Genomic DNA, 16496 nt, shown 5'->3' with positions numbered 1-16496 from the left:
TAATCAAATAAGCAGGTGATTTAATGACACAAAAATCTGAAAGTTTACAAATTATGTTCATACTAACACTAATCGGAGGGTTCTTGGATAGTTATAGCTACGTAACACGTGGTGGAGTTTTCGCATTCGCACAAACAGGAAATCTCGTACTACTCTCGATTAATATTTGCTACGGGAATTTGGACAAAATAGTGCGCTATGTTATGCCGATTATCGCATTCATTTTGGGGACAACTCTGGTTAGAATATTTGAAAAAAAGCACAAATACATGAAAATCGTACATTGGAGACAAGTTATCATAGTTTTTGAAGGAATAATCCTTGCATTAGTTGGATTTATCCCAGAAAATTTGAACAAATTAGCATGTCTTCTCATATCATTCGTGTGCGCAATGCAAATCGAAGCGTTTCGAAGATTTAATGGAGTGGATTTAATGACCACAATGTGCACAGGTAATTTGAAAAAAGCAACCGACAGACTCATCGACTACTTCTACACAAAAGATAACAACCTACTCAAAGCATCATTTACGACATATTCTGCAATCTTGATATTCATACTAGGTTGTATAATCGGAACATTAACATCAATTGTCTACTCAACAAAATCAATACTCATACTTCCTGTCATAATACTCATCGCATTCATCATAATGCACGAAACAGAAAGGAACAAATAATGAAACAAATGAAAAACCCAAATGAAACAAATGGATATGTAATGCTTTACACAATGCAAGATAAAAGATCACTAGACGTATTGAAAAAAGAAAAAAGATTCATAAACAAATTGGAATACGCAAGTGAACATTTGGGAGACATCTATGAGTTTTTTAGAGAAAAATACACCTATTTTGTCAAACAAGCAGAACAAATCGTCCCAAAACCTGATGATGTAAAACTACCAATATGGTGCTCAGTTAGTAACAAAAACTGCATGAAACCAGACGAAAACTCCGTAGCGTATTGCCTCAAAGTACCCGCAGAAAAGATAGTCTATCTAGATGGAGCAAAATGGGACTACGTCCTCAACAACCACTATGTACCATTAAATGAAGAAGATTTGAAACAGTACTACAAATATTTAAAAGATAACAAAATGCCCAACCCATTTATAATAGGCTCCGAAGATTATAGATATTTGTATCCTGAAGAATACAAAAAAATCTACCAAAGCTACAAACGAATCTTCGACATCGATGAATGGAACATTTTCGCAGTCCAAGGAAACATCTGGGAAATCACAGAAGACATGATAGTCAAAGTATACTACCATGACGACCCAATAGATATATCAGAAGAAAATTTAATAGATTATTTGTAAAAATTAATTGATACAATATAATTGAAAAGGAAATGAAAAATATGGAATTTATTATAAAAGAAATAGTAGATAAAAAAGAAAAAGAAAAAATATCGAGAGAAGTCTTGAATGACTTGCCAGAATGGTTCGGCATGCCAGAAAGCACTGAAGAATATATCGTAGATTCCCAAAACAAGCCATTTTTAGCGTGCTTTTTAGAAGAAAATCCTGTTGGTTTTGTAGTTTTAAATAATACAAGCCCAGATTGTGCGGATATATTTGTAATGGGAATCAAAAAGAAATTCCACCGTCAAGGGCTAGGAAAAAAATTAAATGAAGCCTATGAAAATTTGGCTAGAAAACTAGGATACATCTATTCACAAGTAAAAACAGTAGAAACAGGTCACTACGAAGAATACGACATAACCAACAGCTTTTACCAAGCCATGGGCTATAAAAAACTAGAAGTATTCCCAGATTTGTGGGATGAATGGAACCCTTGCCAAATTTATATAAAATTCCTTGGCAAATAAAAAAATCATCCAAAGCTAAGAATATCATACGGAGAAAATAAGTATAAATCCAAGTGAAATAAGCCGTCAAGAATCGCACTGTTTGAGCGTCAGCGAGTTTGCGATTTCAGGCTTATGAGCTTAGGATTTATTTATTTTCGTAGTCTAGATATTCGTGCTTGATGATTTTTTAAATTTAGAGCTGAAACAATCTATGTAGATAAATTCAAAAAGTATATTACCAAAATTACATTCAGATTTTTCTGAAAAAATCCGACCAACTTGACTCTAAAAAATACAAGGTAGATTATTACCTGTAATTTTGGTTTTCTACTCATCTTTTCTTTTCCTTATAAAGTATTTTAATAAGCATCAAAAAAAGCAGTTAAGCCTTATTGCTAAGAATATCATACGGAGAAAATTCAAGTTGTTTCAAATCGAAGAAACCCGGCTAAAATTTGACCGCCGAACGTAGTGAGCTTCAAATTTTAGGGTTTCGAGATTTAGAAATAACAAATTTTCGTAGTCTAGATATTCGTGCAATATGCCTAATTGCGTGAGTTTACCTATCTAAGCAATAAATATTCAAACAACAAACTTCTTCTACACAAAATTCCCCATTTCAAAACCAAGTATGTTGATAAATTATAAAAAGTAGATTACCAAAATTACATTCAGATTTTCCTTGGAAAAATCCGACCAACTTGACTCTAAAAATTTTCCGTAGATTATTACCTGTAATTTTGGTTTTCTACACATCTTTATTCTTCCCTATAAAGTATTTTAATAAGCAACAAAAAAAGCAGTTAAGCCTTATTGCTAAGAATATCATACGGAGAAAATAAACATAAATCCAAGTGAAATAAGCCGTCAAAAATCGCACTGTTTGAGCGTCAGCGAGTTTGCGATTTTAGGCTTATGAGCTTAGGATTTATTTATTTTTGTAGTCTAGATATTCGTGCAATATGCTTAACTGCGTAAACTTACCTATGTTAGCAATGCAATTATTCACCTACCTAAGCAACAAAAAAACAGCTAAGCATATTTGCGATATGCTTAACTGCATGAGTTTTCCTATCTAAGTAAATCAATAACTTACTTCTTTTCTCTTTTTTTAAAAAACACAAAAAATGCACCAGTAATGATTATTAAACAAGCGATGCTTATTAAAATATGCTCGTTGTCTATGCCTGCTTTTGGCAAAGTTTGTGTACTAGCCAACATTATATTATTTTCTGTTTCGCCGTAGCTTATGTCATATCCAATATGCATCAGAAACGTCATCACTGCTACCACATATATCGTTAATTTCTTTTTCATATTCTCCCCCCATTACCCTCATACTTATTATATATTTTATATTATTATTTTTCAATATAAAATATTTTTTTAACTAGCACATTTTTGTAGGGTCGACGTATTCGTCAAATTCTTCTTCTGTTAGAATTTCCAAATCAAGGGAAGCTTGTTTAAGTGTTGTGTTGTTTTTGTGTGCATATTTTGCGATTGTACTAGCTTTGTCGTAGCCAATTTTGGTGTTAAGGGCTGTGACTAGCATTAACGAATTGTTCAAATAATAATCGATGACTTCTCTGTTTGCTTTGAGTCCTCTTAGACAATTATCTGTAAAAGATTTTGTAGCATCTTTGATTAGTCGTACTGATTGCAACGCGTTATATATAATCACAGGCATATATACGTTTAGTTCGTAATTTCCCTGGCTTGCTGCGACTTGAATTGTCGTATTGTTGCCCATTATTTGTACACAAACCATAGTCAACGCTTCTGCTTGTGTTGGATTTACTTTGCCAGGCATGATTGATGAGCCCGGTTCATTTGCTGGAATTGATAATTCGCCGATTCCACATCTTGGACCACTCGCCAAAAATCTCACATCATTTGCAATTTTCATCAAATTATTAGCAAGGGCTGTGATTGCTCCATGAGTATAGCTTATTGCATCTTTTGATGTAAGTGCGTGGAATTTGTTTTCTGCAGTGATGAATTCTCCATTTGTTTGGGCATTTATTTCATCTACTACCATTTGGTCGAATCCTTTAACTGCGTTGAGTCCTGTTCCAACGGCTGTAGCTCCAATTGCAAGTTCGTTTAACGCTTTGCTTGCTTCAATAATGTGTTGTTTGCCTTTTCTAATCATGAAAAGCCATCCCGATATTTCTTGTGACAATCTTAGAGGCACTGCATCTTGCAAATGTGTACGTCCTATTTTGATGATATCTTTGTTTTCTTCCATCAATTTTTCCAAGACTTTTTCAGTGTTTTCTAATTCTTCGATTAGTTCTGAATCAATCATGTGTTTAAGTGCAATGTGGATTGCAGATGGGAATGTATCGTTGGAACTTTGGGATTTGTTTACATCATCGTTAGGATGAATGATGTTGTCACCAATCTTTTTGTTTGCGATGTGTGCGATAACTTCGTTCACATTCATGTTGGATTGCGTTCCAGATCCAGTTTGCCACACAGCTAGTGGAAATTCGCTGTCATGTTTGTGATCCAAGATTTCATCACATGCACCCACAATTAAATCCTTTTTTTCGTCTGTAAGTTTTCCCAATTTGTTATTAGAAATCGCACACGCTTTTTTTAATCTTGTGAGCGCTTTGATGACTTCAAGTGGCATTTTTTCTGTTCCAATTTTAAAATTGTTGAAACTTCTTTGAGTTTGTGCTCCCCACAAAACATCGTCACTTACTTCGATTTCACCGATAGAATCCTTTTCAATTCTCATTTTTTTCCTCCAATTATAATTCAAAATTTATTTGTTCTCTATTATTAATCAAACTTTTGTATCCCAAATAAAGCGACAAGAAACTTGCAATGTTTACACTTGCGCAGATGGCTATCATCACAGAAATCTGATAAATTATCGCAGTGTTTGGGCTAACTCCGGATAAGATTTGTCCTGTCATCATTCCAGGAAGACTTATAATTCCCATCGCAATCATACTGTTCAAATTAGGTAGTATCGCCATTTCTACGGATTGATTCACAATAGGAATAAGTGCTGTGTCTGCACTTACTCCCAAATTAATTAGTGTTGTGATTTTGTTTTTGTTTAGTTTCAGATTTTCGTTTAAGTAATTTACTCCCAAATTCACAGCAGTCATTGTGTTTCCGAAAAGCATTCCAGAAATTGGAATCGCGTATTGTGCATCCAAAATCGGTTTTCTGATGACAAATCCCACGTAGAAACACTCCACAAGTAATCCCGAAAATAGTATGCTAAGTCCTATTATCACCTTGAATTTGTCAGATAAATGATTTCCTCTGAAAACTTTTAAACTGCTGAATGTCGCCATTACCAATATGTAAATTATTACAAATAAATTGTTGTTCGCATTTATAACATAAGTTAGGATGAAACCTGCGATAATAAGTTGGACAGTCATACGAACACTTGCTACAACTAGCATTTTTGTTTTGTTGATACGACATTTCTTCATTACGAATAACACAACTAACAAAAGCAAATAAATCAGAACGAACCTTGTCCATGGTATTTTAATTATTCCCATTTTAATCTCCCAAATCGATTATTTTATCTGCAAATTCGTCGACTAATTGTCTAGCGTGACTCACAACTACAAGTGTGATGTCGTTGTGTTTACAGTAATCCACGATATTTTTCATCATATCAAATGCAGTCTTATTATCCAAAGCACTTGTCGGCTCATCCAATAACAAAACCTCAGGATCTAAGCTAAGTGCAATAGCCAAGAACACCCTTTGCTTTTCTCCTCCGGAAAGTTTCTCAACATTGAGGTTCAAATCGACATCGAAATTAGTGATTTTCAAAAACTTCGTGATTTCATCGTCAGTTAATTCTTCTAAATCGCGTAGCTTGTAAAACTCATGGAAATTCTCTCTTATAGTCATATCAAACAAGAAATTTTCCTGGGAAGTCATTATGATGTTTCTTCTCAATTCAACAGGTTTGATATTCAAAATATTCTTATCTTTGTAGAAAATTCTGCCCGATTTCATTTGTAATGTGTTGTTGATAAGTTTGAGAAGAGTGGATTTACCGCTTCCACTCTTACCAACAACGAAAACTACTTCGTTTTTATCTATAGAAAAATCATCGTACTCTTTGATGAATTTTACATTTTCAAATCTCAAAATTTCCATTTAAAATTCCAGTTGCTCCTTGAGTGACGCCTTGAATTTTTTGAGAATTTTCTTCTCCATTCTGCTGACAGTCATTTGCGAAATATCCAATTCCTCTGCAATCACGATTTGTGTTTTCTTATCAAAATATCTTCCAAGAAGAATTTTCTTTTCAACTTCGTTCAAATCCTCCATGCATCTGTTGATTAAATCTCTGTTTTCAAACTTCAGCATGTCCTTGTCTTCTTCTCCAATCAAATCGCTAAGATTAGTATCCCTGTCGTCACTTGACTGATCGATTGATTGATCCAATGATTGTGGAGCGTACACCTTCGCCCCTTCCAACACTTCCAAAACTTCTTCGTTAGATATCGACAAGTAATCTGCGATGTCTTCAACTGTTGGAGATTTTTGCATGGTTTGTGCAAGGTGAATCTTGGCGTTGGCAACTTTTTTATTGAGTTCTTGAATTCTGCGTGGAACTCTGATGACCCAGCCTTTGTCTCTGAAATATTTTTTGATTTCTCCGACTATTGTAGGAGTTGCATAGGATGAGAATTCGTAGCCTTTTGATGGATCGTAACGGTCAATCGCATAGATCAGTCCGATACATGCGACTTGGTACAAATCATCGTATTCGATTCCCCTTCCTGTGTATTTTTTAGCTAATATTTCAGCGATATACAGGTTTTTTTCAACGAGAGTATCCCTTGTTTTCTTATCTCGTGTTTCTTGGAATTTCAAGAATAATTCTTTAATATTCTCCTGTTCTTCTTTACTAATTGATTTATTCGCCATAATATTATTTCCTATTCTTGATTACTTTTATCTCACTTCCATTGATTTCGTATTCATCCATTAAAGATTGGATAATCATTTCCGATATTTTATCCTTTTCGTTGTTTTCACGTGGATTAAATCCATCTAATTTGAAGATTAGTGTTAAAGATTCATCGTCAATAGTCATTGTACAGTCGATGATTTTGGATCTGTTTCTTTGTAAATTCAAGCATTCACTTGCGCACAATTTGATATCTTCAATATCGTCCACTGAAAATCCACACTTCATCGCAATGAAAGATGCTGAAAGTCTTATGAGAGATACATTTTCTTTTTCATTTTGAAAACTTAATCTGAATTCTTCCATTATATCTCCTTTATTACGAAAATCTTGTCCATTTCAGTTATAGTGAACACTTTGTTGACGTGTTTTTTGATATTGTCGATGTAGATTTTGTGGTTATTATCTCTTAGTTCGTTGTACACTTTTATCAAAGCACCAAGTCCTGTTGAATCTATAAATGAAAGATCTGTCGCATCAATTCTGATGTCATTTGGATTTTTCTTGTATTCTTCCAATAAATCATCTCTGAATTCGTCGCAAGTGTTGATGTCCAAATCACCTTGGATTCTTACAATTATTTCGTCTTTTGTGACTATATCGTAGTTTAATTGCATAATTTTCTCCTTATTCTTCAAAATACTTAGCTACAGCTACTATCGCATCTTCGCCCTTATCTGTATTTTTCAATAATACACCAGATGTTGATCTTGAAAGTGTAGATATTCCTTCGGCCTTAATTCTGATAACCTCAGCTTTTTTGCTAATCAAAAGTATCTCATCTTCGTTTTTCAATGCCTTAGCACACGCTACATCTCCTGTTTTCTTGGCGATTTTGTAAGTTCTGATTCCCTTTCCACCTCTGTTTTGTGTAGTATAGTTGGATAATTCAGTCTTCTTACCGTAACCATTTTCACTGATAACTGCCAAGAATTCATTGTCTTTTACCAAATCAAATGAAATAACTTCATCGTCTTTGTTAAGCGTTATAGCCTTTACTCCGATAGCATTTCTGGATAAATCTCTCAATTGATCTACATTAAATTGCAAACTCATACCTTTTTTAGTGACGATAATTACATTTTCATTTTTTTCGACAAGTTTAACATCGATAAGTTCGTCACCTTCGTCAAATTTGATAGCTATGATACCAGTTTTTCTAATATTTTCGTACAAATCCAACGAAGTCTTCTTCACTTTACCATTTTTAGTGATAAATATTATAAATTGATCGTCTTCTTTGTCCTTATCCAACGCCAATACTTGTGTAACACTTTCATCGGCATCGATTTGGATTAGGTTAATGATGTTGGATCCTCTAGCAGTACGACTTGCTTCTGGCACTTCGTAAGCTTTTAGTGAGTAAACTTTTCCTTTATTAGTGAAGAACAACAAATCTTGATGAGTTGTAGTTGCGAACATATCTTTGATGAAATCTCCATCTTTCATTCCCATTGCATTAACACCACGTCCACCTCTGTGTTGAACTTTGTATGCATCGGTTGAAATTCGTTTGATGTAGCCTTTGTTAGTGATAGTAATAAACATGTCTTCTTCTTCTAGAAGTTCCATATCTTCAAAATCACCGTCATCTCTTAGAATTTTAGTTCTTCTGTCGTCTGAATATTTTGTTTTAATTTCTGTCAATTCGTCTTTGATGATATTCAAAAGCAATTGTCTGTTATTCAAAATTTCTGTCAATTGTTCAATCAATGCGCTCAATTCGTCAAATTCATTTTGTAGTTTTTCTTTTTCCAAACCTTGCAATCTTTTAAGTCTCATATCCAAGATTGCTTGGGCTTGAATTTCTGAAAAGCCAAATCTTTGCATCAATTTTTCAAGCGCATCATCGTAACTTGTTCTGATAATGTGAATAATTTCATCGATATTGTCGATTGCTTTCAACAATCCTTCGACTATGTGAATTCTTGCCTTCGCCTTGTTCAAATCGAATTGCGTTCTTCTTCTAACGACTATTTCTTGGTGAACAAGATAATGGTCGATTAGTTGTTTCAATGTCAAAACTTTTGGAACGCCATTTACAAGTGCAAGGTTGATTATCCCGAATGTAGTTTGCATTTGAGTGTATTTGTACAAGTTATTAAGCACGATATTTGGATTGGCATCTCTTTTTGTTTCGATGACAATTCTCATACCTTTTCTGTCCGATTCATCTCTCAAATCGCTGATACCTTCTAATTTCTTTTGTTTTACAAGGTCTGCGATTTTTTTGATTAAATTGGATTTGTTAACTTGGTAAGGAATTTCTGTGACGATTATTTTGTATCTTCCCTTTGATTCCTCAATCCTAGCCTCTGCTCTTAGTTTGACTTTTCCACGTCCTGTTGTGTATGCGTTTTTGACTTCTTCAAGTCCCATGATGTTTCCACCTGTTGGAAAATCGGGAGCCTTGATGTGTTTCATCAATTCTTCTATTGTAATATTGGGATTGTCGATTGATGCGATTAATGCATCTATAGTTTCACCTAAGTTGTGTGGAGCCATATTTGTCGCCATACCAACAGCGATACCACTGGATCCATTTACGATTAAGTTAGGAAATCTAGATGGAAGTACAACTGGTTCTTGTTCTTCACCGTCATAGTTGTCTTGGAAATCAACAGTATCTTTGTTGATGTCACGCAACATTTCAAGTGATAGTTTTGCCATACGTAACTCCGTATAACGAGGTGCGGCAGCTCCGTCACCGTCTATTGAACCAAAGTTACCTTGGCCATCTACAAGTGGATATCTCATGTTGAAATCTTGTGCAAGTCTTACAACTGCATCGTAGATTGCGATGTCACCATGAGGGTGATACTTACCCATTACTTCCCCTACAAGTCTTGCAGACTTGGAGTATTTTCTATCTGGGAACAATCCTTGTTGTTGCATTCCGTAAATTATACGTCTGTGAACAGGTTTCAATCCGTCTCTTACATCTGGAAGTGCACGTGATACAATTACACTCATAGAATAATCTAAATATGCACTTTCCATTTCCTTTTTCAAATCAGCTGGTTTTATATTGATTTTTCTTTCTGTCATATTATTCTCCTAAGCGTCAATGTTTTGTGCATAAACAGCGTTTTGTTCTATAAATTCTCTTCTTGGTTCTACGTTGTCTCCCATCAAAACATCGAATGTGTTGTCGAGTTCGTTTTCATCTTCTCCGTCGATTTCGACTTTGATTAGGATTCTGTGTTCAGGATTCATTGTAGTATCCCACAATTGTTCTGCGTTCATTTCACCAAGACCTTTGTATCTTTGAACTTTGATGTTACTTCTTTCGCCGTATTTTTCCAAAGCTTCTTCCAATTCTTTTTCTGTGTAGCAATATTCCATTACCTTAACACCTTTGATGATTCCGTAAAGTGGTGGTTGTGCGATGTAGACGTGACCTTTTTCCACTAATGGCTTCATAAATCTGTACAAGAATGTGAGTAGTAGCGTTCTAATGTGAGCTCCGTCGACGTCGGCATCGGTCATTATTACGATTTTGCCGTAACGAAGTTTACTAATGTCGAAGTTTTTGCCAATTCCCGTTCCAAATGCAGTAATCATAGCTTTGATTTCTTCTGAATTCAAAACTCTTTCAAGGTGAGCTTTTTCTACGTTTAAGATTTTACCTCTCAATGGCAAAATAGCTTGGAATTTGTTGTCCCTGCCACCTTTTGCAGAACCACCGGCAGAATCCCCTTCGACAAGGAAGATTTCGTTGTGTTCAATGTCTGAGCTTTGGCAGTCAGCAAGTTTTCCTGGAAGTGTAGTATTGTCAAGCACCGATTTCTTACGAACCAAATCCCTTGCACGTCTTGCGGCAAGTCTTGCTTTTTGTGATGCCAATGCTTTTTGGATAATTGTCTTGACGATTTTTGGATTTTCTTCAAAATAAAAACTCAAATGTTCATATACAACGCTGTCCACAACAGTTCTAGCTTCGGAGTTACCCAATTTTCCTTTGGTTTGTCCTTCGAATTGTGGGTTGTTAAGTTTTACTGAAACAACAGCAGTGATACCTTCTCTGACATCATCACCTGACAAATTATCGTCTTTTTCTTTTAATATGTTTTTGTTTCTTGCATAATCGTTAAGAGCACGAGTAAGTGCAGATTTAAATCCTACAACATGTGTTCCACCGTCAACTGTTTTGATGTTATTAGTAAAGGAAACTATAGTTTCGTTATAGCTTTCAGTGTATTGCATAGCTATTTCCACTTTAGTAGTTTCTTTTTCTCCTTCGATATACATAATTTCGTGATCCAAAGGCTTTTTGGATTTGTTGATGTATTCTACAAATGATTTGATACCACCTTCGTAGTGGAACAATTCCTTGTAGTCTTCTCTTTCATCAGCAAATTCTATCTTCACGCCCTTATTCAAAAACGCCATTTCTCTGAATCTTTTTGCAAGAACATTTTTTTCGAAATTCAAAGTTTCAAAAATCGTATTGTCTGGCATAAATTCAATTGATGTTCCAGTTCCTCTGACATTTTCTTTTATAACAGTAAGTTCTGTAACAGTTTTTCCTTTTTCAAATCTTTGTTCGTACATTTTGCCGTCTCTTTTGACTCTGGCAATAAGATATGTACTTAAAGCATTAACACAACTTACACCAACACCGTGAAGACCACCTGAGTATTGATAAGCGTCGTTTGAAAATTTACCACCCGCATGAAGCACTGTAAGTACAGTTTCAAGCGTTGATTTGCCTGTTTTTGGGTGTGTTTCAACTGGAATACCAGAACCATCATCTTCTACAATAACTGAATTGTCTTTTTTTATAGTAACCTTAATCAAATCACACACACCAGCCAACGCCTCATCAATTGAGTTGTCGACTACTTCGTACACCAAATGGTGTAGACCTTTTTCATCAGTAGAACCGATATACATCCCTGGTCTTACACGAACCGGTTCCAATCCTTCTAATACTGTAATCTGATCTGCAGTATATTCTCTATTTTTCTTCATTATATTCCTTTCATAAAGTTATTCATCAAATAATTCCCACTGATATTTGACTTGTAAACTCCTCTATTAGTTATGACTATAGACCTTATAGTGATGTCCTCATCTTCATTCACAAATTCTACGTTTTTCGTGTAATCCAAATCATTCTTCTTAAAGTCTGTGAAGAATTTGTCCGAGACATTAACCACTGCTATAATCTCATTTTCATCAATTAATGTGTTGTTGCCAATATCCAAATACATATCATTCACCTATTTTTATCGTGTACAACCCTTCTGGAGCTCTTTCTGAAGTCGTCAGAAAAGCTTGAAAATCCTTGATATATCTGATGATGTAGTTGATTCTGTAATCGTCAAGTTCACTGAACACATCATCTAACAAAATAATTGGCAATCTATCATTATAAAATCTACTCAAATCCAATTGTGCAAGCTTCATCGATAAAATAGCAGTTCTCACCTGAGCTTGAGATGCAAAAAACTTAGCCGATTTGTCGTTGATTAAAATATCCAAATCATCACGATGGATACCTAAATTAGTTTGCTTATTTTCCAAATCCTTATCCAAAATATCTACCAAACTCTTGTAATAAGTATTCTTTTGATTAGTCATATCCTCTACATATTCTATCGAAAAATTATTTTCCATGTCCAGCTTATCATTCTCATCACTCAAATTTGAGCACACGTTTTTTGCGATAAGATGAAGCCTTTCGACATAACTTTTTCTCTTGTGCATAATATATGAGCCCGTGTCTGCCAATTGAATATTCAAAGCCTTTAACTGTTCATTAAAATACGAATTGTACCTGTGGTTTTTAATCAGCTTATTTCTCTCATCCAACACTTGATTGTACTGTTTCAAAACAGTCCTATAATAGTTATCCACACCACTTATGGACTCATCCAAGAATTTTCTTCTCAAAGATTTCGATTCTTTTACTATCTTCAAATCATCTGGCGTAAACACAATACACTCAAAATACTCATTGTATTCTTTAATAGTATTCACAAAAGCTTCATTCACATTGAGTATCTTTTCGTTACTTTTAATAGTAATATCTATCTTATCCTCAAAACCATCATCGTAGACATCCATTACAATACGAGCCTCATCTTCACCGAATTTAATCAAGTGAGAATTGGTGTTGGTTTTGAAACTTTTTCCCTTCAAAGCTACATTAATAGCTTCCAAAATATTAGTCTTACCTGAGGCATTTCTGCCTACAATCAGATTCAGACCATCACAAAAATCCAATTCTATTTCACAGAAATTCCTGTAATTATATAATTTTAATTTTTGAACGATCATTACTCGACTACGTATTTCTCTCCTTCAAATTCCACAACATCTCCTGGATAAAGCTTCTTGCCGCGTCTTGTTTCAACCTCGTCATTTACCTTAACCATGGATTCTTTAATAAGTTCTTTCGCTATGCCACCTGTTTGTGCGATGGATGCGAATTTTAGAAACTGTTCCAATTTTATAAATTCAGACTCAATTTTAACACTAATCATTATTACCTCCTGCAAGTTTTACCGGAAGGACAAGATAAGTGTAATTGGTATCGTTCAATGGCTTAAACACCATCGGTCTTAGACTTCCACTCATATTCAAAGTAATATCGTCATCATCAATAACCTTCAAGCCATCTAACAAATACTTAGCATTAAAAGCAATCTTCAAATCTTCTCCACCGATTTCGCACTTCACATACTCATCGACCTTACCAATATCAGTATTAGATGAAATATGCAATTCATTTCCAGAAAAATCAAGCTTAACCAAGTTTGCCTTGTCTTCTTTTGCCATCAAAGACGCTCTTTCCAATGCCATTTGCAAAGCTCTCTTTTCTATAGTAACGACAGTCGAAAAATCTTGTTTCATAACTTGATTGTAATCGATATATTGACCATCGATTAATCTAGAATAAACATCAGTGTTTTCCAATTTGAAAATAATATTTCCAGTAATAATGTTAAGAGTTATTTCCCCTTCTTCCAAAATCTTGTAAACTTCATTCAAAGCTCTCGCTGGAACAATAGCCTTCATTTCAAACTCACTCACATTACTCATACAATCAAGTGAAACTCTGTAACCATCTAAGGCCACAAATTCAATCCTATCGTTCATAATATTGAACAAAACACCTGTCAAATCTGGTCTTGTTTGGTCCATACTTGTTGCAAATGATGTTTTTCTGATGGAATCTCTGAGTTCAGATTGTTCCAAAGTCAATTTAACATCCTTATCTATATAAGGAAGAGATGGAAATTCGTTTGAATCTTGACCTTGAATGTTAAATTCCGTAGACAAACATTTAATATTGATATTATTATCGTCCACTTCAATATAAATATCATCGTCAGGAAGTTTTCTAATGATATTTCCTATCATTGATGAATTAATTACAATTTGACCTTTTTCGTAGATTTCACAATTTGCTCTAGTATCCACAATAAGTTCCAAATCCGTAGCAACAAGTCTAAGACAATTTTCTTCTGCGATGAACAAAATTCCTTCTAATATCTGAATAGTCGTTCTAGATGACACCGCTTTTTGCGCAATATTGATATGTTTAAGTAATTCTTTTTGCGATATTTTTAATTTCATATTTTACCTTTCGTTTATACAAATAATAATAATAGTTAGTAATAGTAGTAGTAGGGCTGTTTGTATTGTGGATAACTCTAGTTTGTTTGTAATTTGTGGTGTTTTATATATTGATAACGATGTGTATATAATTGGCACAAGCTGTGCGATTATCAACATTATCAACTTTTTACAATTTTAGTTTATCACTTTAAAGTTATCAACAACTTATCCACATAGTTATTAATATTAAATTGTGGATAGAAAACTCTAAAATAAACTTATCCACAATCATAAAGTTTAATAAATTAAGAATTTTGAATGTAGTTGATTAGGTTATCAATTTCTTCATCAAATTCTGAACTTTTTTTGATATCATTCTCAATTTTCTTGATTCCATGCATTACTGTTGAGTGATCTTTGCCAAAACTTGAAGCAATACTAACCAAAGAAATATCCAATAATTTTCTGGACACATACATTGCTATTTGCCTTGGATATGCGATTTGTTTGGATCTCTTTTTTGAAAGCAAATCATCTTGACTTACATTGTATCTATCACACACACTCTCAATGATTAAATCTATAGTTACAGGTCTTAATTGAGTGTCTGCGATAAGTTGTTTTAGAACATTTTTTGCCAAATCTAATGTAATGTTGCCATCTCCTATCAGAGTCTTTTGACCTACGACATTCATTACTGCCCCTTCCAACTCACGTATATTGCTTTTGACATTCATAGCGATATAATCGATTATTTCTGGGGTAAGTGATGTATTATTTCTATCTAAATACTCGTTTATAATAGCCACACGTGTTTCGTAATCTGGTGGTTGAATGTCTGCCATTAATCCCCACTCAAAACGCGACACTAACCTCTCTTCCAATGTTTTAATCTCTTTTGGAGGTCTATCACTGGAAAGTATGATTTGCTTGTTGTGGTTGTACAATTCGTTGAATGTGTGGAAAAACTCCTCTTGTGTACCTTGTTTTCCTGCTATAAATTGAATATCGTCAATTAATAGTACGTCTATATTTCGGTATTTTTGTCTAAATTGTGAATTCTTTTTCGTAGATTTATCCCCTATTGAAGATATAAGTTCGTTTGTAAATGATTCACTAGTAGTGTAAATAACCCTAGCTTTTGGGTTATTTTTAAGTATTTCATGAGCAATGGCATGCATCAAGTGAGTCTTACCCAATCCTGCTTTTCCATGAATAAACAATGGATTGTATGCTGTGGCTGGGTTTTGTGCGACTGCAAGTGCTGCGGCTAATGCTAGTTCGTTGTTTTTTCCTTTTACAAATGTATCGAATTTGTATTTGCTGATTAAATTCTTGCCGTAAGGGCTCAAATCAGTTTTTTCTTCTGGTAGTTTTGTTTCAGGTTTTTTGTCTTCTACAGTGTATTTTTCATCTTCTGCTACTTCTTCACTTACTAGAATGGATCGTTGACCATCTATGTTTTGGTTTTGAATTATATTTTCGTCTTTGTAATTATCCATTTCATAACGGTCTATGATGACTACTTTTCTCTTGACATTACTGATGAAATCCAAGTATTTTTGGATATCGTCGTAGTATTTGTTATAGATTGTTTTTTTGGTAAATCTATTTGGAGAAAGCAAAATAAATTCAGTATTTGTTAAATAAAGAGGTTTTAATGGAGCAATCCATGTGTTGAAGTTCAAATCAGACATTTCCTGCTTAAATGTGTTAGATATTTTTAACCAGAGTTCATCTTTGTCGGTCATTTTTCACCTCGTTTTTTTACTTATCAACAAGTTTATCCACAAAATGATGAGTTATCCACATTGAACAAATAGCTATTTTCCAATTTAAACAAAAAAAATATATAATTTATTCACATTTGCACAACTTATCCACATCAATTTATAGAAAAATAATTGTGGATATTAAATTAGAATATACAGCAAATTCGTGAAGTTTTAAAACAAGAATTCACATATTATCCACAACTTACCCACAATTTGTTAATAAATGCGTACTTTTCATACTTTTTGATACTTTAATTATAGCAAATCATATCTTTTATTACAAATTTATTGAAAATTTTGATAAATGGTTTTGTGTTTGCGATAACTTATCCCCAAAAGGAGTTTAATATTTTAAATTTAGAATG

The 16496-nt window shown here is 34.0% G+C and carries 17 protein-coding genes; 3 read left to right on the top strand and 14 right to left on the bottom strand.

All coding sequences use genetic code 11. The features are described 5' to 3' along the window. The first annotated feature begins 23 nt into the window (after window positions 1-23). The 3 genes from B9N53_RS08880 to B9N53_RS08870 are packed head-to-tail and all read left to right on the top strand — an operon-like array spanning window position 24 to window position 1836. Window positions 24-680 carry a YoaK family protein gene (locus B9N53_RS08880; RefSeq protein ID WP_094204598.1) on the top strand — a complete coding sequence of 219 codons (657 nt, stop codon included), beginning with the start codon at window positions 24-26 and terminating at the stop codon, window positions 678-680. Then, window positions 680-1324, top strand: coding sequence for a DUF3841 domain-containing protein (locus B9N53_RS08875; RefSeq protein WP_094204597.1), 645 nt, complete (start codon window positions 680-682; stop codon window positions 1322-1324). The genes B9N53_RS08880 and B9N53_RS08875 overlap by 1 nt, the downstream gene beginning before the upstream one ends. A 41-nt stretch (window positions 1325-1365) precedes the next feature. Beyond that, window positions 1366-1836, top strand: coding sequence for a GNAT family N-acetyltransferase (locus B9N53_RS08870; protein ID WP_094204596.1), 471 nt, complete (start codon window positions 1366-1368; stop codon window positions 1834-1836). Window positions 1837-2910: 1074 nt separating this feature from the next. On the opposite strand, the gene B9N53_RS08865 is transcribed toward B9N53_RS08870, so the two are convergent. From B9N53_RS08865 to dnaA, 14 genes are all read right to left on the bottom strand, one after another. After that, complete coding sequence (locus B9N53_RS08865) at window positions 2911-3135, bottom strand: LPXTG cell wall anchor domain-containing protein (protein WP_242432471.1); 225 nt, start codon at window positions 3133-3135, stop codon at window positions 2911-2913. Between the two features lie 73 nt (window positions 3136-3208). After that, entirely contained in the window at window positions 3209-4567 is a 1359-nt protein-coding gene (gene fumC, locus B9N53_RS08860; protein WP_094204595.1) for a class II fumarate hydratase, read from the bottom strand. A 13-nt stretch (window positions 4568-4580) separates the two neighbouring features. Beyond that, a complete protein-coding gene (locus B9N53_RS08855; protein ID WP_094204594.1) occupies window positions 4581-5354 on the bottom strand; it encodes an ABC transporter permease in 774 nt (257 codons plus the stop codon). A 1-nt stretch (window position 5355) separates the two neighbouring features. After that, on the bottom strand, window positions 5356-5967 hold the full coding sequence (locus B9N53_RS08850; protein ID WP_094204593.1) for an ABC transporter ATP-binding protein: 612 nt from the start codon (window positions 5965-5967) through the stop codon (window positions 5356-5358). Continuing rightward, window positions 5968-6744, bottom strand: a complete 777-nt coding sequence (locus B9N53_RS08845; protein ID WP_002835933.1) for a SigB/SigF/SigG family RNA polymerase sigma factor — start codon at window positions 6742-6744, stop codon at window positions 5968-5970. A gap of 4 nt (window positions 6745-6748) precedes the next feature. Further along, window positions 6749-7093, bottom strand: a complete 345-nt coding sequence (locus tag B9N53_RS08840; protein ID WP_002835934.1) for an ATP-binding protein — start codon at window positions 7091-7093, stop codon at window positions 6749-6751. Further along, window positions 7093-7404: an STAS domain-containing protein gene (locus B9N53_RS08835; RefSeq protein WP_094204592.1), complete on the bottom strand. Its 312-nt coding sequence runs from the start codon at window positions 7402-7404 to the stop codon at window positions 7093-7095. The genes B9N53_RS08840 and B9N53_RS08835 overlap by 1 nt, the downstream gene beginning before the upstream one ends. A gap of 10 nt (window positions 7405-7414) precedes the next feature. Continuing rightward, the gene (gene gyrA / locus B9N53_RS08830) at window positions 7415-9835 is read right to left on the bottom strand and encodes a DNA gyrase subunit A (protein WP_094204591.1); all 2421 of its coding nucleotides are present in this window, start codon (window positions 9833-9835) and stop codon (window positions 7415-7417) included. A gap of 9 nt (window positions 9836-9844) precedes the next feature. Continuing rightward, the gene (gyrB, locus tag B9N53_RS08825; protein ID WP_094204590.1) at window positions 9845-11761 is read right to left on the bottom strand and encodes a DNA topoisomerase (ATP-hydrolyzing) subunit B; all 1917 of its coding nucleotides are present in this window, start codon (window positions 11759-11761) and stop codon (window positions 9845-9847) included. Further along, on the bottom strand, window positions 11761-12003 hold the full coding sequence (locus tag B9N53_RS08820; RefSeq protein WP_094204589.1) for a DUF370 domain-containing protein: 243 nt from the start codon (window positions 12001-12003) through the stop codon (window positions 11761-11763). Before B9N53_RS08820 ends, gyrB begins: the two co-directional genes overlap by 1 nt. A gap of 1 nt (window position 12004) precedes the next feature. Then, window positions 12005-13072, bottom strand: a complete 1068-nt coding sequence (recF, locus tag B9N53_RS08815; RefSeq protein WP_094204588.1) for a DNA replication/repair protein RecF — start codon at window positions 13070-13072, stop codon at window positions 12005-12007. Beyond that, a complete protein-coding gene (gene yaaA / locus B9N53_RS08810; RefSeq protein WP_094204587.1) occupies window positions 13072-13278 on the bottom strand; it encodes a S4 domain-containing protein YaaA in 207 nt (68 codons plus the stop codon). Before yaaA ends, recF begins: the two co-directional genes overlap by 1 nt. Then, a complete protein-coding gene (gene dnaN, locus B9N53_RS08805; RefSeq protein ID WP_002835942.1) occupies window positions 13271-14374 on the bottom strand; it encodes a DNA polymerase III subunit beta in 1104 nt (367 codons plus the stop codon). Before dnaN ends, yaaA begins: the two co-directional genes overlap by 8 nt. 287 nt (window positions 14375-14661) lie before the next feature. Next, window positions 14662-16107, bottom strand: a complete 1446-nt coding sequence (gene dnaA, locus B9N53_RS08800) for a chromosomal replication initiator protein DnaA (protein WP_094204586.1) — start codon at window positions 16105-16107, stop codon at window positions 14662-14664. Between the last annotated feature and the right edge of the window lie 389 nt (window positions 16108-16496).

The organism is Finegoldia magna (genome assembly GCF_002243175.1).
In the GTDB taxonomy this organism is placed as follows: Bacteria; Bacillota; Clostridia; order Tissierellales; family Peptoniphilaceae; genus Finegoldia; species Finegoldia magna_J.
Note: the sequence above shows the minus strand (reverse complement) of the source record. Positions and strands in the feature narration are given on the sequence as shown.